The organism is Photobacterium alginatilyticum (assembly GCF_009910675.1).
Classification (GTDB): domain Bacteria; phylum Pseudomonadota; class Gammaproteobacteria; order Enterobacterales; family Vibrionaceae; genus Photobacterium; species Photobacterium alginatilyticum.
On record NZ_RSEJ01000007.1, the window covers coordinates 143,064 to 165,634 of the forward strand.

The following is a 22,571-nucleotide window of genomic DNA, read 5'->3' on the forward strand; positions in this document are numbered from 1 at the left end:
ATACTATGACAACACAAACAACCATGAATAACGAAAAGCTATCTCCATGGCCGTGGCAAGTTGATGAAAATGCTACCCACTTCGATACCAATGCAATGGCACAAGCCCTTAAAGACTTGAGCTTCGGGTGCTACGTGATCAATCACCCAGAAAAGGGGCTGGGGATCAGCCAGCAAGCCGAGCTGGCCTCTGGCGATTGTGCCAGTGCCACTACGAGTCACCCGGTCAGCGCCTTTGCGCCAGCTCTCGGTACACAAAGCCTGGGTGACAGCGACTTCCGTCGTGTGCATGGCGTGAAATACGCCTATTACGCCGGTGCAATGGCAAACGGTATCTCTTCGGAAGAGCTGGTTATCGCACTGGGCCAGGCAGGCATTCTGTGCTCCTTTGGTGCTGCAGGCCTGATCCCGTCACGTGTCGAGCAGGCTATTCACCGCATACAGGCAGCCCTGCCGAACGGCCCTTATGCCTTTAACCTGATCCATAGCCCGAGCGAACCGGCACTGGAGCGTGGCAGCGTCGAGCTGTTCCTCAAGCATGGGGTGCGCACTGTTGAAGCATCGGCATTCCTGGGGCTGACACCGCAAATTGTTCAATACCGTGCAGCAGGTCTTAGCCGCGATGCTCAAGGCGAAATCCAAATTGCCAATAAGGTAATAGCAAAAGTCAGCCGGACTGAAGTTGCCCGCAAGTTTATGGAACCGGCACCGGCAAAAATTCTGCAGAAACTGGTTGATGAAGGCCGTATTACAGCCGAACAAATGGAGCTGGCTCAGCTCGTTCCGATGGCTGATGATATTACCGCAGAGGCTGATTCTGGCGGTCATACCGATAACCGCCCGCTGGTAACCCTGCTGCCGACAATTCTGGCACTGAAAGAAGAGATCCAGGCGAAATACCAGTTCAAGACTCCGCTGCGTGTGGGCTCTGGTGGTGGTATCGGTACCCCCGATGCCGCACTGGCGGCGTTCAACATGGGAGCGGCCTATATCGTCACCGGCTCAATCAACCAGGCCTGTATCGAGGCAGGCGCGAGTGAGCATACCCGTAAACTACTGGCGACAACTGAGATGGCCGATGTCACTATGGCACCCGCCGCCGATATGTTCGAAATGGGCGTCAAACTGCAGGTAGTCAAACGCGGCACTCTGTTCCCGATGCGTGCCAACAAACTGTATGACATCTACACCCGCTACGATTCAATTGAAGCGATCCCGGCCGATGAGCGTCACAAGCTAGAGACACAAGTGTTCCGAGCGACACTGGATGAAATCTGGGCCGGCACCGTTGCACACTTTAACGAGCGTGATCCGAAACAAATCGAACGTGCGCAAGATAATCCCAAGCGTAAGATGGCTCTGATCTTCCGTTGGTATCTTGGCCTTTCAAGCCGCTGGTCTAACACTGGCGAAACAGGTCGTGAGATGGACTATCAAATCTGGGCAGGCCCGGCACTTGGCGCTTTCAACGCGTGGGCAAAAGGCAGCTACTTGGATAACTATCAGGATCGCCGTGCCGTTGATCTTGCCAAGCACCTGATGCATGGCGCCGCCTATTTGGCACGTATCAACCTATTGGCTTCACAAGGTATCCGGCTACCTGCTGAACTGGCGCGCTGGAAACCTGAACAAAAAATGGCTTAACTGCAACAACCAGTAGTTTTATAGAGAACCAATAAAATCGGCCTTCAGGTGAAGGCCGATTTTTATTTAGCACATAGAGGCTATCAGTATCAATTTAGCAACTATTACTCTTTAACTAAGTAGCCAATAAGCGAAGTCACATTATCGACATTGGTATGCATCAGCACAATTTCGCTCGCATCAGATTTAGTCGGGATAACTGTAAAGTCCAACACTTCCCCATCCAGTTTGATATAAGGTTTCTCAAGTGACACTGACGCAGTATTGATGGTTTGATCTGAAATAATTGTCCCCACACCATTGTCACCTTTATTATTAGGCTGCTTAATGGTCAGTGTTGAGCTATCGACAGTGATTTCAAACTTGTAATCAAACTCAGCAGAAAGCTTAGATTTATACTTACCATCTAGCTTTGATAAGCTATCTAGCTTCACACCTGTAACAATCTTTCTCATCTCTACATTTGGATGTTCATTTACAAGCACAGTCCACTCGTTACCTGAAATGTTAACCGGATTCAGAGTGAAACTGTTCATACGACCTGCAGGTCCAAACATTAAATATAAATGCCCCGCCTTACCTTTATCACCATCAGTTCCAAATGGCTTATTTAAAATTCCCCATGTCTGAACCGAGCCACTTTCATCAATAGACTTGGCAAATACTTCGCCCTCGCCTTCAACGCTGTAGTAATCCCGGGTAGACTGATTAAATGCCTGATCTAAGTGGAGTACAAGATCATCGGCAAGAATTAGATACTTATCAGATAAATCACTCGCAGAGAAAGCCGTATTTACACTGACCTTTTCAAGTGTTGACTGAAGTTCAGATTGAACGGTGGCTTCCGGAATAAAATCATCATGCTTAAAGTTCATATTGCTATCACGGTTAGCAAGCTTAACCTTATCAAGCAGTTCTTTTTTCAGTACCGTTGTTCTGTCAGCCGCCGGATCATTAATTAATGCTTGAAGATCATTAGTAACATTCTCGCCATTGTTATTAAATTTCAAGCCAGTCAAATCAAGGCTAGTCGCGTCTGAACCACGATTAAATGATTTTAAAATGGTCGCGATTGTAATTGGATCGGCATTATTATTAATGTTGCCTACTTTTAGATCGTAAGGCGTTGTGATGCTGGATGGTTGAGGAACAAAGCCAATTTTGATTAAATTCTCATCGCTCAAGGTTGCTTTGTTACTCTCATCACATTTACCGAGATAAAATGAAACACTCTCACCTTCTACTGCTGAGTATGTACCGCTCTCATCTGTACAGCCTGTGCTGTTTTCTGACTTGTAGTACAGACCTTTTACAGGCTCATCAATAAAGGAATAGCTATTCAATTGCGTGGGTGTTGTTTGCCCAGCACCTGCTGTAGATGAACTTGTTGAGCTGTCATTACATCCTGTTGCGGCTAAAGCCGATATTGCAATACAAAGTACTGAGAGTTTCGTTTTAAAAGCCATATTTACTCCGGAAGTAGAAATAAAGTATCAAGGGAAATCATTCATTAAGCGCTGCCCCTTATAGAGCAGCATCGATTCTGTTTTTGTTAAGAACATTTCATTCTCCCTTGCCTGACATTGTCTGTCTTCATGTCAAAAACGATACTCTCAGCATCCATACATTACACAGCTCTCACCTACAGCCGAATCCGACCAAACCTGTACAGAACCTGAACAGTATCGCTTTCGAGCTAATAATATATAAATTGGATTGCATTGAAATGCGATTTATATAAAAGCTAATGATGGCTCACAAAATTAGAGTAACAAATCTAATAATTACTAGACTTTCATAACAATATGATATGCAACTATTTCACTTGTTATCTGTAGGATAATTATGAACCTGGATACTTGCTGTTTGGCGTTCAGAATATCGTAACCGATTACGATTAAAGACTTTCCGGTTCGTACTAGAGGTACGGAAAAAACAATTATTCTCAGACTAAAGTCAATAAAAAGGCCTTCCTACTAGCCATGGAGGAAGGCCTTTTTCATCAGATCATTCTGTTATTTTGTCATCTCGATTTTTAGACTGGCCCCGCTACTTGACGGATTACTGAGCGCCGTCACATATTGCCAGCCACTTGCAGGGTTATTGATAGTAAGTGACTCCACATTGCCTGGCTCGATTGAGCTCAACACGTAGTTGTTACTCTCAGCCCAAGTCGACGGGCTATAGAATAAATCAACATTGCCCTCGCCGTGGCCAGTATTGATATCAATACGGCTGACATCAGCATCTACATAAAAGTAGTAATACGCCTTGCCGTTACTGACACAGACAGTATTGCCATCATAAATCTGGCCATAACCATAGGGTCCCTGGACTTTACAACTATCAGGTATTAGAGCTGGCCCCTGCCCACCGATTGGAGAGTCATCACTTTGCACCACCTGCAACCAGTTATACCACTGATAGTCTAGGGAAGTGCCAATCGAGGTGTTGAGGAAATTAACCCACCCTTGCACATCACCGGCACGGGCATATTGCATTAATTGCTCAACGAGTTCTGGGGACGTTTCAAATAGGAAACGAACTGCAAGATAGCCCCAACGATAAACACGTTCGTCACCGCTGTTATAGGTGTTATTCAGTATTTCACTAAAGCGATATCGCTGCTGACGGCCAATCTCTACCGCCTCATCATAACGATTTTGATGAGAAATATACTCGGCCAGTCCTTCAGACCACCAAACGGATTTGTCCTTGTCGATACTGAAGTAATTAAACGGACCATACATGTTAAACCGACCGTCGAGGTAATGAATATACTCATGACGTAGGTTCCAGACCAAAATGTCGTCTCGCCACGTTGCCTCGTGAGCAATGAAACGAGCCTGATTTCCTTCAACTGAAGGATCCCCTTCTAGGTACATGCCCCCGTTATCGGTACTAATACCAAAGATGGTACCGGCGAATGATTTATAATCCTCGGTCGAATCAAAAATATTCACTTCGAGGTTGGTGTTATAGTCATCATTCACTGGCTGGTTATTAGTATTCAGTACCTGATGAAATAGCGCTTCTTCCTCCGCCAGTAATTCACAAGATTGCTGAAGCTCGGACTGCGTCATACTCTGGGCACGAATTTTTATCGTATCACTACAGGAGTGATGAATGCTCAACACAGCATCTTTGAGCTCTTCCTTCCAGCCACAAATACCAAACTTTTCACATTCTCCCGGGTTATAGCGCTCCAATGCCCCGGCAGCAGTAGCCCACGCCTTGGTATTGCGCTCGAAGTGGGACATGAAGCTGACGATGCCCTGGTTGACTTCCTGTTTCAGGCTATCCGAGAGCCCCCAGTATTTCTGATATTCGAGGAAACGGGCATATTCATTTAGCGCATCAGTCGACTCATAGCTGTACTCAGAATTGTAAATGTACTCTGAAGTTGCAACCTTAAGTAAAGCTGCTCGCAAGGCTGTTTGTTGCTCGGCTGATTTCGTATAGGTTTCATCCCAACTTCCGCGATAGAGCGTCGTCAGCGCCTTGGTTAACGCACTACGGTGTGACCATTGTGCGAGGTGTGCCGGGCTAAACTCATTCAAATACCGGGTAATGGATGTAACACTCTGGATGTAGTTTTTACTGCTGTCCCACGCAGTAAAATACTCAGCCATTGTATTACCCTGAATATCGGTTACTTCAGAAATAAAAGGATTATTTCGGTAGGTTTCAAGTAAAGAAAGCAATGCTTGATGAGGTCGCTGGTCTTGATATTTCAGCTGCTCATTGTTGTACTCTATATAAAATGCACCCCGAAGGTAATAAAACAAATTATAAAGATCATCACCAGTAGATGAATTATAATCCGCGGCTATCACGGCTGCACGCCTGGCAATATCAATAACATTTTCGGCTTGGTATGTTGCTAGTGAAACGCTGTCATTGCGGCGGTACAATTCACTAATACACTCCGAAGATGTATCAGCTATAAATCTGAACAGATCATCGCCGGTAAGCACTGAGAACTGACGATAGTCAGCGCAACCCGCACTGTCATTGAATAATACAATATCCCGTTGCCGACGCTCTGAAACTGTCGGTGCTGGAATAGTGATAGGAGCAATAATAGTCTCCGATTCACTGTATTCTCTTAGCTGTTCATTATAACCACGTGTTGTTTCACCATCTGGGGAAAGCTGAACATTGGTATTATTGTCTTCTGCAAATACTGAGTAGCTAGTTAATAATGAAGTAATGAGTAGTGATAACCATCTTTTCCTGATAGCCATAATGTTTCCTTTTCCTTAGTTATTATTAATCAAAAGCAATGCCTCTCATGAAGGAGTACATGAGTAGCCTTTGTCTTTTCTGTTTTATTCGAACCAACTGCGTGGAAAAGTATAAATATCAGTGCATATGAAATTTGAGATGAGAATCACTCGCCATAGATAAATCTACAATTTACTCACATTATTAGATATTTGTTCCAATTAAATCCAGATATTCAACAGCAAAATTTTTATCAAAACACCCGGTGCAACTTCTAGCCAAGACAAGCGCTAACGTATCTTGATAAAAAAAGCCCCGGCATATAGAGCCGGGGCCTTCATTTATGTTGCGAGACTTTATAACACGCTCAATTAATGACTAAGCAAATCACTCTCAAGGGTCGCAGTCGTATTGTAGACAGGCAGATTTTCCAGGCTTTGTTTCTGATAAGCATATTGCTTGGTTAACAAGGCCTTCTTGGTTTCATCCTGGTAGTCAGCAAGTGCAATCATGCTTAACTGAACAGCAGTCAAATCAGCGCCACTTTTCTCTGCTTCAGACAAGGCATCAAAATCACGAACAAATTTGATCATATCCTGAGCATAAGTGTTATCTGCCGCTGCATAATAAGTTTTACCGTTACTGCGGACATAGGTCAGTGGATCAACCTGCCAACCTGGCTCGCTGCGCATGGTAATTGACCGGGCGAATACCTCATCACGTTGATCTGTCATATTTCCGGCCGAATGTTTGACCATCGCCGTCAAGATAGCCTTAATCAGTGACACTTCTTCATACTTCGGCAGGCCAAAGTAATCCCGGATTGAGTAACTGCCATAGTATGGCATACGCTCAAGCTTCTGCGACCATGACCATGGTTCAAAATCACCATGAGGCTGATGGTAAACACCTTTTTCATCATTAAAGCTTACACTCAGGTGTTTTTCCCCTTTGATGATGGTATCAAGCACGGCTACCTTTGGATTGGACACCAACGGCTGACCGTTTACCACCTCGATATCCAACAAGTCAAACAGCGCCATCGTTGAACGATCAGTGGTACGACGCTCACCAATACGCTCCACCAACGCAACTGCCGCAGCCAGCCGATCCGGCCAGTGACCAATATAGTCAATGTAATTAGAGTAATTATTCACCGGAGCAGGTCGTGGTGCACTACCGCTGTTCAGATATTTACCAGCTTCCCCAGTTACCAGACGTGGGCTATCCCCCTCGGCCAGACTTTTAACCACTGCAGGGTCGAAACACGATTCCGGCACATAGTTGATAGCGAAATTATTACGATAGTTATAGTCATCAATTATTTCAGCCAGGCTGCGATAGCTATATTGGTCTGTGGCTTCATCTTTCAGCTCACAGGTATGATCCGGGGTCATCAGGATCTTTACAAATTTATCCCGAACACTATCAACAGCTCTAGGCGAACCACAATACAAATCGAGCACGAAATCAGTCTGATCTTCCTTCGGATCAGTACACAGCGGGTTTACCTTCGACAGGTAGATCCGGAGCAAGTCATCCTTGAAGTTGTCCTGAACGAAATCTCTCCAGCGATCAAAGTTATGGATACTGTTTCGCCAATCCATAAAGGTACTGATACGGCCATTGGCATATTTAACAATGGTTTCTTCCGAGAAGTTGGCTTTCAGACCACGAATAGTTCGCTGATAATAGAGATCATCGTAACTTTCCAGCTTGAAGGCTGCAATTTCACCGCGGTTGCGCCCTTCATCATGTCGGTTACAGTCTTCGTTCAATGACACATTGCCATCGGTACAGAACATGAACTCTCTCAGTTTGGTATCTGCTGAGCCACCGTCACCCAGTTTCTGCTCGGCCGCCTTCACAACACCGTCATAGATATCAGAAGACAGTCTGCTGCTGTCACGGAAGGTTTCCGCCCTAAGCTTTTTATCCAGATCCGACACATCGAAATAGCTCACCTTAACAGCAGTTTTTCCTTTACCGTCAGGAGCAATCACTTTCTGGTTAGTTTCCAGCTTACGTGAATAACCAAAACGCAATGCCGCCAAATCATAAGGACCATAGACAGGCAATGCATTCAGCATTGAAGGGTTATAATCCATAATTGATGAATAGCCAGGTACGGTTTTTAATCCGTGTTGGGCCAATTCATCCTGACTGAAGTAGTTGTGCTCATCATTACTGCCTTTGAAGTTATGACGCAAACCAAGGTTATGGCCAAGCTCGTGTACCAACGTCTTAGTATAGTACGCCCCGGCAATGAAGATACCTAGCTCATCACGAACACTTGTCGGTAGCTCACGCCATTTCTTCAGATACCCAGGCTCTCCAACCTTGCCGTCCCGCCACATGTCAGGATTCTTGTAGTCAAAAGTCCGCTCCCCAACTTTCGTCGGTAGCGATTTAAATGTCGCTCCGGCTCGTAAATTATCGACCGAATACATATTATTTTCTGACCAATAACGCTTCTCAAGGCTTTCCAAAGCCGCCAACTGACTCACTGATGGTTGGTAGTCAGCATTCAGGCGTTTTTGCTCCTGGAATGCTTTCAATGCTTGCATCATCGATTCGTAAGCCATCGGCTCGGACTCTAGCTGCTGTTTCGCATACTCGCCGCCGACAATAGGCATTGCCGCGTTATCCAGCCCGTCGATCACTTCAGCTGTCTGGTTGCTAGCGTTGGTGGTATTGGCAGCAATATCTTGATCAGCCGATGCGGCCTGTTTTTGTTTTGTTACAGCAACTTGCCCGACACGGCCTTTGTTATAGTCAATAACCGCCTTGTCCCACAGCCAATCAGAAATAGACTGTAATACGCCGGAGTACTGATTGACATGGGCATGGACAATCTCGCCAGTCAACGGGTTCACGGCAGACGGACCGTAACCTGCCAGGCCATTTTTTAATGGCTCGTCTATCAGGTTAATCACGTTGTAGCGCAGGTCACCAGGCTGTTTGCCAGACGGCTCAATCAGATTGATTCGAGGTACACCCACACGTTCAAGCTGAGGATTAATCTTCGCGATCACATCTTTGGTGATTTGTTTGAAAAAGCGCGTATTTTCGTTCAGGTCAAAGCTGTTGGACAGATGATAGTCAATCGTTTTCAGCTTGGGGTTAAACCGATGCAAATAATTAAACTTCTGATCAAACTGCTCCCCCACATAGGAAACATCCGGCCTGCCCTGTTCGTTGGCAAAGAAACCGAAGGTGTCCTCGTCACCCTTTTGGTAGACAATCGGCTCATAAGCATCTGTCATGTTTGAGCTGAGAGACGGCGAACGCACCATGTCCAGCGGTACCAGTGAGTAGAAATGCGAGACAGTAAACGTCAGGTTGTTGATATCAAATGAGGCGCGATCCAGTGCATTGATAAGGCAGCTGAAATTATTGGCAATACTGTACTCTTGCTCAATCTCAAAGTTGATCACACCATCCTGGGTAACTTCGTACCCTTTCCAGTTTGAGTCAGGATCCCTAGCCAGACGAGAATCACCGGATTCAGTATAACAACCGGAGGAATAGGTAAAGACATCATCCCAGCTTTTTTCATGTACTTCGACTTCAGCAAAATCGGGCACAAAGAAACGACGCTCTTGCCAAGACACTTCGTTATTGTCGACCTCTTCTTCCTTGTTGGTACAGTCTCCGTAGTCATCCTCGTTACACTGATAATCAACGAAATCCCCCGGAATCGTCATAATCGGGCGCTGATTCGATTGTACGTCAGTCCAGCGGCCGAGTTTATTTTGATCGATTTCATCCTGGCTGATGATATCTGGGCTGATCATACGCACCTGCAGACTACCGCTTTCATTACTGTCAATACCGCCCTCAAACTTCAGGGTCACCAGCTTTTCTTTACCCTGAGTGAACGGAGCCATACTCACAGCGTAGTCCGGCGCTTTGGCCATTGACGGCATATACAGATAGACCTGATCCGTCTTAATCTGAGTCTTACTTACTAGGTTATCCGGCTTTGCCAGTGTATCGTATGCCTGATCATCGGCACCACAACCAGCCAATGCTGTTGCTATAGCTGACACCAGTGCCAGCTTCCTAAATAAAATTTGTTTTTCCTTTCTCATTTTTCTTCCTTAAAACGAGAGACTTATACTTGCGCCAAATATTGCCTTGTCGCTATCAAATAACTCGAGATCACCCAGGTTTCCTCGCTCGGCATCGGTATAAAATCCTGATGTTGATGCGCTAAGCGAGCCGGACAAAACATCTGTAAACTGGTATTCCACATAAGCAGATGCTCCGTAATCAAAAGTGTCACGGCGGGTCCCCTGATAACTGACGGTATTTCCGACCAAGGCCGAAACTCCCGTCGAAAATTTGTTCCGTGAATAATCAGCAGCCATGGATAAGCTATATATCCATTCTGTTAGGGAACGCCCTCCGGCAGTTTTATATTGGTGAAAGTTTTTCCTTATTCTGGGTGAAACGGATATATCCGCTTCCCATACTTTAAAACCGACCGGAAGATCAATACGCAAAGCGGTTTGTAGATCATCATCCCGGGATGCTTCTGAAGTAGGAATAGTCAGCTGACCTGAAAGGTCAATGGTTCCGCTTTCTCCAAAGTTATATATAGAATAACGCTTTAATTTGATTAAAGAGTCATTCCAAAAGTCTCCTGTTTCATCTTCGAGTGCTCGGTATGCGCCAGTTAAAAAATACACTTTATACTGTTTGTTAATTGGTGAGTTGAGTGACAAATCCCATGATAAATTACGTACCGAACGGTGATCGTCTTTATCATAGATATTTGATTCATAGCCAAAGGTTAAGCTACCACCTAACTTATACCCAACTACTTCCGTGTTATTTTGACTTATTCCTTCAGTCATCTGTTCAGGGTTTTCTGCTGCCATTGATGACAAAGAAAACAGTGAAGAAATAGCCAGCGCAGCTATCCGAACACAATAAGAGTGTGTGTTCTGCATACTATTATCCTGTAAAAATATAACTCAAGATACTGTTGATTGTCGTTATTATTTATTAACTCAAAATAAGGTTCTGAGCTAGCAGTAATCTAATTACAATATCTTGGCGACCTAATAATATTGTTGCCTAATATCCTCCTCAACATTTCCAGTTTAAATTAATGAGTTAATATAAAAACAATAGCATCCCTACCTATCAAACTAACTGATAGGCTTCTTATTAAGAAGCTGACTATTGCTACGGCCATAAAATAACTATTAAACCAGGCTCAATGTAACACGTTAAACAACGCATTTAAGTGATTAATAACTATCAAATATCAATCATTATTGAATTCACAACTAATCAAGAAAAACTAACTACCTAGTTGCCACAATTTAATATCAATACGAATCAACTATTCACTCATCTAGCCTGAATCAGGAACCAAGCCTGAATAGCTTTTATGATTTGAGTCCAATCGATGCAGTGGAGTAGGTATCCGGTGGGGCTATGTGAGTTATAAAGTCCATTTTAAAATCCATTTATTATCCGTGCTTCAAGGGCTGTGTAAAAATCCATCTAGAGTAAAAAATCTAATCAAGTCCAATATATTATGCAACAGTTGTAACAAAGTTTTTTTTTGAACTATAAAACGGAACCGGAAGTCTCATATAGTGATACTTTTTTGCTTGCAATAAAGCTCAACCTGCCTATGAAAAGCAGGTTGAGCGAGTAGTGACTATGTGATTCGAGCTCTTAGCTGGCCATTAATTGCTGTACTTTCTCCTGAAGATCTTTCGCCGACACCTGCTCCGGTTCGACTGCCTTGCCGGCAACAATCTCTACTTTTGACCAGAAACGAGATGGCAAAGTCGTAAACGCACGCCCTTTTTCATGACTAAAGAACGAGCCCCATACGCCAATCAAGCCTAAAGGAACAACCGGCACCGGATTACGGCTGATAATTTTCTCTATCCCTTTCTTAAACTCATTCATCTCACCGGTTCTGGTCAACTTTCCTTCAGGGAAAATACATACTATTTCGCCAGCAGCGAGCTCCTCACTAATCCGGTCAAAGGCCTGTTGATAGATTTTGGGTGATTTCCCCTGAGCACAGATAGGAATGGCCTTGATCCATTTGAAGAAATACTTAACCACCGGCATATTGGCAATGTCTTTGTCCATCACAAACCTTACCGGGCGGCGAGAAGCCCCGGCTATCAGCAATGCATCGACATAGCTGACATGATTACAAACCAATACCACAGCCCCTTCTTCGGGAATATTATCCAAGCCCTTGTGATTAATACGATACACAGTATGCGTCAGCAACCAGACCATAAAACGCAACATGAACTCATGAACCTGCGAGAACACATAGATAGCCACCAGCACATTGCCGATTGACAGTACCAGGAACAGCTCAAGAATTGTCAGCTCGAAAACGTTCAACAAGAGAACGGCCACTGCCGCACTCAACACCATAAACAAAGCGTTCATCACGTTATTGGCAGCAATAGTCTGGGCACGACTTTTTTCTTCACTGCGTTGTTGGATCAGAGCATTAAGCGGCACGACAAAGATCCCGCCGAAGGCACTTACCATTGCCAAATCAAACAGCATCCGAAGATTTTCGCCATGAGTGACGAATGCACTGGCTGTAATACCCGACTCAACAACAACCTGCTGGCTGGCAAAATACAGATCAAAACCGAACACACTAATACCAATTGCGCCAATCGGAATGATCCCCAGCTCAACCTGACCGCCGGATAACTTTTCGCAAAGCAGCGAACCGACTGCAATACCAACAGAAAACACGGTCAGCAGCACTGTCACCAACTGAGGATTGCCACCCAAATAATCACGGGCAAAATTAGGTAACTGGGTAAGATATGTCGCACCAATAAACCAGAACCAGCTAATAGCCAGAATAGACAGAAAGATAGTGCGATCTTTACGAGCATGGTTAACTGTTCTGACCAACTGGGTGAAGGGGTTCCAGTTCACCACCAGCGACGGGTCATTAGCCTTTGCATGAGGTATGAAACGGCTGCTCAGATACCCTAACACAGCAAGCGATAGCACAGATCCCGTCACCAATAACGTTGAATCCTCGGTAGTAAATAACAAGCCGGCAGCGACCGTACCTCCGAGTATCGCCACAAATGTCCCCATTTCAACAACCGCATTCCCCCCCACCAGCTCACGATCGGTCAGATGCTGCGGCATCAGGGCAAACTTTACCGGACCGAACAACGCTGACTGGGCTCCCATCAGGAAGAGGATAACCAGCAGTGCCGGCACATAGTTAAACCACAGGGCGATTGCACCTCCGGACATAATAGCAATTTCAGCCAATTTTATTTTCCGGATCAGCGCAGATTTCTCGTACTTGTCAGCAAGCTGTCCGCCGATTGGTGAGAGCAGGAAGAATGGCAGGATAAACAATCCGGCAGCCAGGTTGATTAAAGAAGTACTTTCCGCCTGATTGTAAATCCCGGAAAACGCAATAAACAGCAGCAACACATTCTTAAATAGGTTGTCGTTAAACGCCCCTAATGCCTGTGTACCGAAGAAGGGAAGAAAACGTTTCTTTCCTAACAATGTAAACTGATTCATGACCTGCCCCTTGCTGTATTCGATCTTTGATTTCCCTTGATGATGCTAATCTACACCACAATCGAACACTGTACAATTATATTTTCCAGTTTTTTGAGCGCAGTTTTGGAAACTAAGGACATACCGCTTGATGCTGTAACTTTAGTTCAATAGTTACAATGATTTAGAGAGAAGATATTGTTTCGGATCGAAACCAGCCTTTACGCAGCATTGATTGACAACACTGTTAAGTGACAAATCAGGCTTTTCGCATCCCCCTGGCCGCGCGCAGTTTCCGCAACGACACTAGGAGCAAGCGCTGCATTGTGCTCATGTTCCATCATGAACAGCTCTACCTGTTGCTTGTAACCTTCAGGCTTTGCTTTTCTTATTACTGTGTTCTCCTAGTTATTTTCATTTGTTAGTTAGCAGGATCATCGCTTTCCTGCAAGTCAACAGCTTCAAGTGCAAGTTGCAGTTCCGTAAGCGCTTCTGATAGCTGGGCCATTCGCTCTTTGCCGAGATCCGCTTCAAGCCGTTTTGCGTAATCAGCATGTTGCGGGCCGATTTTTCCGATGGCCTCCAATCCTTTATCCGTCGGTGTTAACAGCATGGCTTTGCGATGAGACGGGTTCGGCATGAACTGAATCATTCTGTCTTCAATCAACTGGGTGCTGGTTCTCTGAACACTCTGTCGTGTTATGCCCATGCGACGCGCTATTTCCGCCTGGGTTAACGGTTCGTTGAGGACCGCGCCCAATACCTGCCATCGTGTTGCCGTCAGCCCTGCTGGCTCAGCAAGCTGATCAGCAATTTTCAAAAAACGACCATTGAGCGCAAACACTGTCAGCGCCATTGAACTCAACTTGTCTTGATGATCACTCACTTTGAATGCTCCTCCATCAATTGATAAAAACCAGCCGGATCCTTGTGCTCAAATAGTTGCAACCAGGCCTCAAGCGTTGTGTCTGAATAGAGGCCGAGTTTACGAAAGATCTCTGCCGCAAATGCTACTGGCGCAACCCCGCTTGCCGTAATCAGATTCCCACCCGTTACAGCAGGTTTATCGATATAACAGTCGCTCCCCTTATAGCCTGCCATTTGCAGAAATTCCTTGGCATTGCTGGTATGTGGCAGCTCATCAAGTAACCCACGTTTTGCCAACGCAGCGGTCGCACCACATATTGCGGCAACAGGAACATCAGCACTCAGAAAACGCGCTGCCATATCAACGAAAAGTTCAATACCATCACCTGCTGCAGTATCCGCACCAGGCAAAATCAATAGTTGGCTGTCATTTGGCTCCAACCTATCCAGACTAAGATCTGGGAGGATACGGATCCCACCCTTGGTCGTGACCGGCTCAAGCGTCTCACCGACAGTCCTGATCTCAAAATGTCCCGGTGATTTCTGAAATTCTGGTGAATTGATATGAGCAACGACATAGCCATACTCCCAGTCGGCCATCGTGTCATACACTGCCAGGTGGATTATTGCCTTCTTCATATGTAACCCCTCCCTTATAGATATGACAGCATGCTTACATTTTGACAGCGAGCTGTCAATTTTATTGTTAATTCTAAGGATCAGATCTGCCATTTCTTATCATCTATTCCTTATAGCTATTTTTCTCAGAGGTGTGATGTAGATTAAGTTTCCTAAAAGAAACCTTTGTTCATCACAGTGGAATTTGTCTAATATGTTTCGCAATTGTTAAGAAACATGGCGAACGCAGCAGTCCTCGCCCGTTAGAAAAGCATGGAGACAGGTAAATGCCACATAGTATTTTTGAGCTATTCAAGGTTGGAGTCGGCCCTTCCAGCTCCCATACTGTAGGACCGATGGCAGCGGCTGCAGGCTTTGCCACTTTCTTAGTTGAGCAAGAACTGCTTGACCAAACATTTTCGGTGAAGGTTGATCTCTATGGCTCGCTCGCCTTAACCGGCCTTGGGCATGCCACCGACATTGCCTGTGTCATGGGGCTGATGGGAGAACTCCCAGAAACGATAGAAGCCGATGACATCCCAACCATGGTCAGTATGGTTAAAGGCTCCCGCGATCTCCCATTAGCCGGCAAGCGTTTTGTTCCTTTCGACTGGTCAAAAGATATCGTGTTCCACAACGATACTTTCCTTCCGGAGCACCCTAACGGCATGACTTGTACAGTGTACGATCAAGAAGGCAAGATCGTGGCCGAAAAAACCTACTTTTCTATCGGTGGCGGAGCCATTGTCGCCAAAGGTGACGCAGAACAAGAAGCGGCTTCAACATCGCCTCTTCCTTACCCATTCCGCTCCGGAAACAAACTCCTGGCACTGTGCAAGGAGCACCAGCTAACCATTGCCGAAATCATGCTCGCCAACGAACAGGCACGTAATGACGAGGATCCAACCACTCGTCTGGATCACGTCTGGTCAGTAATGGATCAATGTATTAAGCGCGGGGTAGCACAAACAGGGGTACTGCCCGGCAGCCTCAAGCTCAAGCGTCGTGCTAACAAAATCCACCAGGATCTGACGGCAAGAGAAGAACGTGGCGAGCAGGTAGACTCTCAGGAATGGGTCAACTTGTATGCCATGGCCGTCAACGAGGAAAATGCGGCCGGAGGCAAAGTCGTAACAGCCCCGACTAACGGCGCGGCTGGCGTGATCCCTGCTGTTCTGGCCTACTACATCCAGTTTGTCGCCCCCAAAAATCAGGATAACGTACAAAAAGGCATCCATGATTTCCTGGCCACATCTGCGGCCATCGGCTCACTGTACAAAACCAATGCTTCAATTTCAGCTGCCGAAGTCGGCTGTCAGGGAGAGATCGGCGTGGCCTGCTCTATGGCCGCCGCTGGCCTGACAGAAGTGATGGGTGGCACCCCGGAGCAGGTAGAAAACGCAGCAGAAATTGCCATGGAGCATAACCTCGGACTGACGTGCGATCCTATCGACGGCCTGGTTCAGGTGCCATGCATCGAGCGTAATACCATGGGAGCGGTAAAGGCCATTAATGCCTGCCGATTGGCCCTGAGCGGTGACGGCTCCCACCATGTCTCTTTGGATGATGTCGTCAAAACCATGCACCAAACCGGGCTGGACATGATGAATCATTACAAGGAAACCTCTCTCGGCGGACTGGCGATTAATGTCACGGCCTGCTAAACAATCTTTTCGTTATGGAAACGGAGAGCATCGATAAAAGCTCTGTGCAAGGATGGCTTGAGTATCAAGCCATCCTTAAAGTTAAGACAAGTAGATTTCAGCTAGGCTGTTAATGCCAGTACCAACGTTGGCTATCGCCACCGTGATGCGTCCAAAGATGCGCCTTGCTGCCATTTGTGCTCCAGTAGCCACCTTTTATGTCCAGCATGTTTTGCTTACCATACTGGCTGCGTAACCCATGATCGCCATACTCAGACCAGCGTTGGTTTATCTGTTCGTTGCAATCCCAGATTTCAACGTTAGAGCCCTTATCCCCCGATCCTGAGACGGTGGCACACTTGTTGAAATTCATCTTATTGCGCAGATATCCCTCCGAATCCAGGTACCAGCGTTGTGAGTCGGCATCGTGGCAACTCCATTGATGGATTTCGTTGCCATTCTCTAAGCTGCGATCTTCCAAGTCCAAACACTTGTCATAACCATTTTTCAACTGGCGGAAATTTACATTGCCGAAAAGTGGATAGATGGCACCGTAATTATTTGGGAAGAATGATTTCACACCAGCCAATGAAGCAATATTCTTGCGATAAAGATTGATAGCAAGACTAGTCTCTACAACCTTAGAGCGGCGCTCATAATAATCAACCATAATAATATTCGGTTCCAAGCCCTGATCTATTTCATAGGACATCATCCATTGAGAAAGATAAGTATTGAATTCATCAGCCATACTTTTTAAGGTTGTTAGTTTGTCAAGAATGCCACCAGACCCCATAAAGGTGAGCTGCATCTGACTCACATAAAATTGATTGGTATTTTGATGGTTGAGAAGTTGAGCGTCCTGGTAGACCTTCAGATCTTCAACCGTAGCGGCGTTTGCCCATGGTGAATCGATATTACTGCCACGGTGCCAGTAGTATTTTGAAGAGGCGAGTACCTTGCTGTCTTTCGCCAATGCAATAATATTTCTATTCATATTCCAAGCATCGGAAATCTGAATATTTCCCGAGTTATAACTGATACCAGCCGCATTATTAGGAATTAAGAGATTGGAAAACTTAGTCAGGAAGTAATCGTTGAAACGTTGTACATCTGTATTGTCAGCAAAATCATTTAACTCCTGAAAGTCCAATATCAAGATCTCTTTGGGATGACTCTTGGCAAATTCATACAAAGGATCAAGAACCAGTGGCAGATCTTCTCCACGTATGATGCCATGCACGATGATAAACTTATTATTGTCATCATCGTTACTGACCCGTAGATCAAAATAGCGAATACCATCTTTAGCCTGCTGACACAAATCCCGACTTTGGGTCACTGACACTGCTTCAATTGAAGCAAGAGACTTGATCGAGAAAGTACCCGCATCGTGGGTGCCTGGAATGGCAATATCGCGCAGGCGAACATCACTGTCCTGACTATACAAACGCTCCATCCAGCCGCTATATTCTCCCCCGCCTGAACAGGTTGTAGCCTGAGCACCCATACTGAATGCCAACGCCGTCAACATACAGGCTGAACAGGTGAGTTTTCGAATGAATTTCATATGAATCCTTTTATTATATAGCTCCGTTATATTCGGAGTAGGGTCTATTGGTAGTTTCTTGCTTATGCTTTCAGGGCATTATTATATGAATTACAAGCAAAAAAATACTCACCCACCATTGAGAACCTTGTAAGCAATCCCAAATAAAACACAAAAGGAAAACATCTTTGGCTGTATCGTGCCGGAGTGGTTAATCCCCAGATAAAAATTGCCTCGCACAATGGCGAGGCAATACAAAGTTATCTTTTTAAGCGCACTGATTCAGGTTCAACTATTCAGGACGAACGATTCAAAACAACCTTCTTCTGCCTGAGTAGCTGTTTAGGCGAAAAACCTGTCACAAACATGGTTCCAACGACGACGAGTACAGAGCCCACCAAAGTGTTCATGCCTATTTCTTCACCGAGGAAGAGGTGCCCCCAAAAAATACCAAATACAGGGATCAGGAAAGTCACCGAGAGTGCAGAAGACGCCCCTAGATCAACGATCAATCGGAAATAGATTAAATACGCGATACCTGTACATACCACGCCAAGCAAGAAGACCGCCAGAGCAATATTAAGATTAGGGTCTTCCCTAATTGGTACAAACGGCAGGAAAGGCACAACGATAAGGACCGCAGCCCACATGCTGCCATGGGCATTATTGAACGACTCAATTTTCGGTGCATTCTTGGCATAGTTTGAGGCAATACCATAACAAAACGCCGCCATTATCGCGGCAGTTATAGGCAAAATAGCATTCTCACCGATATTGGCAGCTTCCCAGCCAACCAACACACTCACCCCTATAATCCCCATGCATAACCCGAGTAAGACGCGTTTTGACAGGACAGTCCTGGTCCAAATCGCACCAATTATCGCCCCCCAGATAGGCGCGGTAGAGTTCAGAATCGAGAGAGAAGAAGCGTTCAACGTCTGCGCAGAATAGGCGAACAGCAAAAATGGCAAAGCTGTATTGAACAGTCCCAGGATAAAATAGTGCCTGGCATTGGCTATAAACTGGAGGTTCTTCTTTAGGTAAAAAGAAACCGCCAGCAAGGTAATCGCCGCAAATGCTACCCTGGCTTCAATCAGCACAGCAGGCCCGAGCGGGTTGGCCGCAATGCGCATAAAAAGGAATGATCCACCCCAGATTGCAGCTAAGGTAAGAAGTCTGAGAAAGCTTGCCATATTATTCTTCCATAAAAGCGGTTATTGCCGACTTGTACTAACCACGCAGCACTTCGACACCCTGTCTTTTCAGGGCATCGATATCATCTTTAGGTGCAGCATCATCGGTCAGCAAAATTGATATTTCACTGGTTTTGCCGATTGAAGACGGATAAATCTGGCCAAACTTGCTGGAGTCGGTCAACACAATATTGCGGCGGTTCTTGCCGATGATCGTTTCGGCAATTTCTGCCCGCATCATATCCCGGCTGGTAAAGCCGGTATCCTGGTGATAGCCGTCAATGCCCAGAAAGGCGGTGCTGAAATGAATATTCTGAATACACAGCTTGGTTAACGGGCCAACCAGGCTCTCCCCCTGATGCTGGTATACGCCGCCAAGCAAGATAATATTGGCTGCGGAGTTGCGAATAAGATGAGCAATATAGGCCGAAGGCGTAATGATCGTCACATCGCCGCGCTCAGCCAGTGTCCGGGCCAATAGCGCATTGGCACTGCCCCCTTCTATTAACACCGTTTCGTTCGGTGCCACCAGCTCGGCCGCTTTGTTGGCGAGTTGCTGTTTAATATCGAATCGGACTTCAAGACGTGCATTCACATCATCACTCTGAAGCGCCATTGCGGCGCCATGAACACGCTTAAGATAGCCCTGCTGCTCAAGAAAATTAAGATCCTGACGGATAGTCACCCCCGAGACACCCACCAGCTCAGACAAGTCGGTAACTTGTACCCGCTTGCGTTCGTTGACGATTTGTAAGATCTCGTTTTGTCTTGAATTCACAGCGTTTCTCCAAAAAAAAGGCCGAGTCAGTGTAACTCAGCCTTCTTTCATTTGAAACTACTGCAAGCGTGTAGTTGAAAGTCTACTTACAAGTCATGCTCGGTACGGGCAATGATATCGTCCTGCGCATCTGGCGACAGCGCCGTAAAGAACGCCGAGTAACCGGCAACCCGTACCACCAGATCACGATATTGCTCAGGGTTCTTCTTCGCCGCCAGCAAGGTATCACGCGAAACGATATTGTACTGCACATGCCACCCCTTGTGATGATTGAAGAAAGTACGGATCAACATAGAGAGCTTCAGCTTATCCCCTTCCGAGGCGACCGCAGCCGGTGACAGTTTCTGGTTCAGCAACACACCACCCAAAATCTGATTCACCTGAATTTTGCCGACCGAGTTATATACCGCCGTCGGTCCCAGACGGTCCGAGCCTGATGACGGGCTTGCCCCCTCTGCCAGTGGTGTGGTTGCCTTGCGGCCATCTGGCGTTGCCATGGTGGATGCCCCGAATGGCACGTTGGCAGAAATGCTCGACGTACCTGCGTAGTAACCGCCACCAATTGGGCCACGACCGTAGCGAGTGTTCACAAACTGGGCAAGCTCATCAATATAGGCCTGGTATGCTTCCGCCAGCAGGCTGTCAACAGCATCGTCATCGTTACCGTATTTCGGTGCGAAATTTATCAGGCGCTGGCGAAGCTGTTCGTTCTCGCTGCCGGCAAAATCCTCTGCCAATGCTTTTGCCAGTTCAGGCTGGCTGATTTGCGCCTCGTCAAACACCAGGTGCTTAACCGCTGCCAGGCTGTTGCCCAGGTTGGCAATACCGACCTGTAAACCCGATACCCAGTCGTATTTTGCCCCGCCCTCTTTGACGGTTTTACCACGCTCAAGGCAGTTGTCGACCAATGATGAGCAGAAGATATCCTGTGCCTGCTGCTCCAACACTGTATCGACTACCGTGTCAATCTCAATCGACTTACGTGTGTAGTAACGTACCTGATCGCGCCAGGATTGCATCACTTCAGCGAAGTTCGCAAAATTTCCTTTCGCCAGCGATTTGTCATGCGGCAGGAAGTCCTTACCCGATGTGGCATCCACACCTTCATTGAGTGCTGCCAGCAAGATACGGGCAAAGTTGATAAAGCTCATACCGGTACAACGATAGCCCCACTTGCCCGGCACCGCCGTTTCGATACAGCCGATCGAAGCATAGTTATAGGCGTCTTTTTTCTCCACACCCAGCTTGATGAACTCAGGGATCACGATTTCATCGTTGTTGAATGCCGGCATACCAAAGCCGCATTTAATCACCTCAATACAGCCCATTAAAAACGCTTGGTCTAGCCCTTCGTGATAACGAACACTCAGGTTTGGCTGGGTAGAACGCAGCTGGCCGCAAGATTCCAAAATCGCCCACGACAGAGGATTGACCGCATCTTCCGGCGTCCCATCTTCATTCAGCTTCTGACCGCCGATACAGACATTTTGGTACAGCGGTGAACCTGCCGATGCTTTAGAGTGTGCCCCCGAGCGAATCTTGTTAACTTCCAGTAGCTTAAGCCAGCAGCTTTGCAGCAGTTCAAGCGCAAAATCCTTTTCAATAGCGCCGCTCTCAAGGTCGCGCACGTAGTAGTCATTCAGGAACTGGTCCATCCGGCCAAACGACACCGAGTGACCATTTGATTCGATTTGCAGCATCAGCTGAACAAAATAGCTCAGTTGCAATGCCTGCCAGAAATTCTCTGGGGCATCGGTGGACACATGACGGCAGTTCGCGGCAATCATTTCAAGCTCTGCCTTACGAGCCATACGCGCTTCGTCTTTTGCCATTGACTCGGCAAGCTCGGCGTAGCGCACCATGTGAGCCTGGATCGCCACAAGAACAATCTCGACCGACTTATAGAACTGCTCTTTCTTCAGTCCCTCAAACGTAGACACATCATTGGTTGCACGGTACTGGCGAACTTCCTCAATCAGGCCGTTCATACCCAGCTCGAGGATCTTCTCGTTATCCACCGCAAGGTGAGCATCGCCTGAGGTCATATTGCCTTCGGCCTTGATGATGGTGGTTGCCAAAATGTCCTGCTGCTCATCGGTAAACAGGCCATAGCAGCGGTCTTGTACCGTCTTGCCACGCCAGTAAGGTGTCAGACGGTGAATAATCTGCTTATCTTGCTCGGTTACCGCAAACCCCGCCCCCGGGCGGTCAGCCAGCTCATCAATCTCGGCTTCAATCCAGCGAACTGTGTATTCAGGGAATATAGGTGCCGCGCGCACTTTACTTGCCTGGTTACCGATCACCAGTTCATCGTGTTTGATCCAGATAGTACGTGTACGCAGGTGCTCCTCTAGCGCCAGTGCACGCTGGACAATCACAGGCTTGTCTTCATTGGCTTGATAAGCCTTGGTATATGCCTCTGCACGTTCGGTACAAATCGGTGGGGTGACAATATTTACCAGCTCAGCTTTGTGTGCTTTGATGCGCTCAGGCAGAAAATTTAAGTCCATG

14 protein-coding genes are annotated in these 22,571 nt (G+C 46.5%); 2 read left to right on the forward strand and 12 right to left on the reverse strand.

All coding sequences use genetic code 11. The annotated features are described in order from the left end of the window. Positions 1-5: 5 nt before the first annotated feature. The gene (gene pfaD / locus EIZ48_RS08855; protein WP_160650216.1) at positions 6-1,643 is read left to right on the forward strand and encodes an eicosapentaenoate synthase subunit PfaD; all 1,638 of its coding nucleotides are present in this window, start codon (positions 6-8) and stop codon (positions 1,641-1,643) included. 104 nt (positions 1,644-1,747) lie between these two features. Here pfaD and EIZ48_RS08860 read toward each other — a convergent pair whose 3' ends face one another. The 8 genes from EIZ48_RS08860 to EIZ48_RS08890 form a co-directional block, all read right to left on the reverse strand. Then, a complete protein-coding gene (locus tag EIZ48_RS08860; RefSeq protein ID WP_160650218.1) occupies positions 1,748-3,109 on the reverse strand; it encodes a hypothetical protein in 1,362 nt (453 codons plus the stop codon). 549 nt (positions 3,110-3,658) lie between these two features. Then, positions 3,659-5,890, reverse strand: a complete 2,232-nt coding sequence (locus EIZ48_RS08865) for a M9 family metallopeptidase (protein ID WP_160650220.1) — start codon at positions 5,888-5,890, stop codon at positions 3,659-3,661. A gap of 351 nt (positions 5,891-6,241) precedes the next feature. Further along, the gene (locus EIZ48_RS08870) at positions 6,242-9,946 is read right to left on the reverse strand and encodes a zinc-dependent metalloprotease (RefSeq protein ID WP_160650341.1); all 3,705 of its coding nucleotides are present in this window, start codon (positions 9,944-9,946) and stop codon (positions 6,242-6,244) included. 27 nt (positions 9,947-9,973) lie between these two features. Further along, positions 9,974-10,828 (reverse strand): hypothetical protein, encoded by an 855-nt coding sequence (locus tag EIZ48_RS08875; protein WP_160650222.1) that lies wholly within the window; start codon positions 10,826-10,828, stop codon positions 9,974-9,976. 739 nt (positions 10,829-11,567) lie between these two features. After that, the gene (locus EIZ48_RS08880; RefSeq protein ID WP_160650224.1) at positions 11,568-13,433 is read right to left on the reverse strand and encodes an MFS transporter; all 1,866 of its coding nucleotides are present in this window, start codon (positions 13,431-13,433) and stop codon (positions 11,568-11,570) included. Positions 13,434-13,633: 200 nt separating this feature from the next. Next, on the reverse strand, positions 13,634-13,756 hold the full coding sequence (locus tag EIZ48_RS29695) for a hypothetical protein (protein ID WP_275690363.1): 123 nt from the start codon (positions 13,754-13,756) through the stop codon (positions 13,634-13,636). 77 nt (positions 13,757-13,833) lie between these two features. Then, on the reverse strand, positions 13,834-14,298 hold the full coding sequence (locus EIZ48_RS08885; RefSeq protein ID WP_160650226.1) for a MarR family transcriptional regulator: 465 nt from the start codon (positions 14,296-14,298) through the stop codon (positions 13,834-13,836). Continuing rightward, positions 14,295-14,918: a type 1 glutamine amidotransferase family protein gene (locus EIZ48_RS08890; RefSeq protein ID WP_160650229.1), complete on the reverse strand. Its 624-nt coding sequence runs from the start codon at positions 14,916-14,918 to the stop codon at positions 14,295-14,297. Before EIZ48_RS08890 ends, EIZ48_RS08885 begins: the two co-directional genes overlap by 4 nt. Before the next feature lie 266 nt (positions 14,919-15,184). On the opposite strand from EIZ48_RS08890, the gene EIZ48_RS08895 reads away from it, so the two are divergent. Further along, on the forward strand, positions 15,185-16,561 hold the full coding sequence (locus EIZ48_RS08895; RefSeq protein ID WP_160650231.1) for an L-serine ammonia-lyase: 1,377 nt from the start codon (positions 15,185-15,187) through the stop codon (positions 16,559-16,561). A 109-nt stretch (positions 16,562-16,670) separates the two neighbouring features. Here EIZ48_RS08895 and EIZ48_RS08900 read toward each other — a convergent pair whose 3' ends face one another. The 4 genes from EIZ48_RS08900 to EIZ48_RS08915 form a co-directional block, all read right to left on the reverse strand. Further along, positions 16,671-18,110 (reverse strand): ricin-type beta-trefoil lectin domain protein, encoded by a 1,440-nt coding sequence (locus EIZ48_RS08900; protein ID WP_160650233.1) that lies wholly within the window; start codon positions 18,108-18,110, stop codon positions 16,671-16,673. 275 nt (positions 18,111-18,385) lie between these two features. Continuing rightward, positions 18,386-19,282 carry a DMT family transporter gene (locus EIZ48_RS08905; protein ID WP_160650235.1) on the reverse strand — a complete coding sequence of 299 codons (897 nt, stop codon included), beginning with the start codon at positions 19,280-19,282 and terminating at the stop codon, positions 18,386-18,388. A gap of 37 nt (positions 19,283-19,319) precedes the next feature. After that, positions 19,320-20,060: a DeoR family transcriptional regulator gene (locus tag EIZ48_RS08910; RefSeq protein WP_160650237.1), complete on the reverse strand. Its 741-nt coding sequence runs from the start codon at positions 20,058-20,060 to the stop codon at positions 19,320-19,322. An 86-nt stretch (positions 20,061-20,146) separates the two neighbouring features. Continuing rightward, complete coding sequence (locus EIZ48_RS08915; protein ID WP_160650239.1) at positions 20,147-22,570, reverse strand: formate C-acetyltransferase/glycerol dehydratase family glycyl radical enzyme; 2,424 nt, start codon at positions 22,568-22,570, stop codon at positions 20,147-20,149. Position 22,571: the final 1 nt, after the last annotated feature.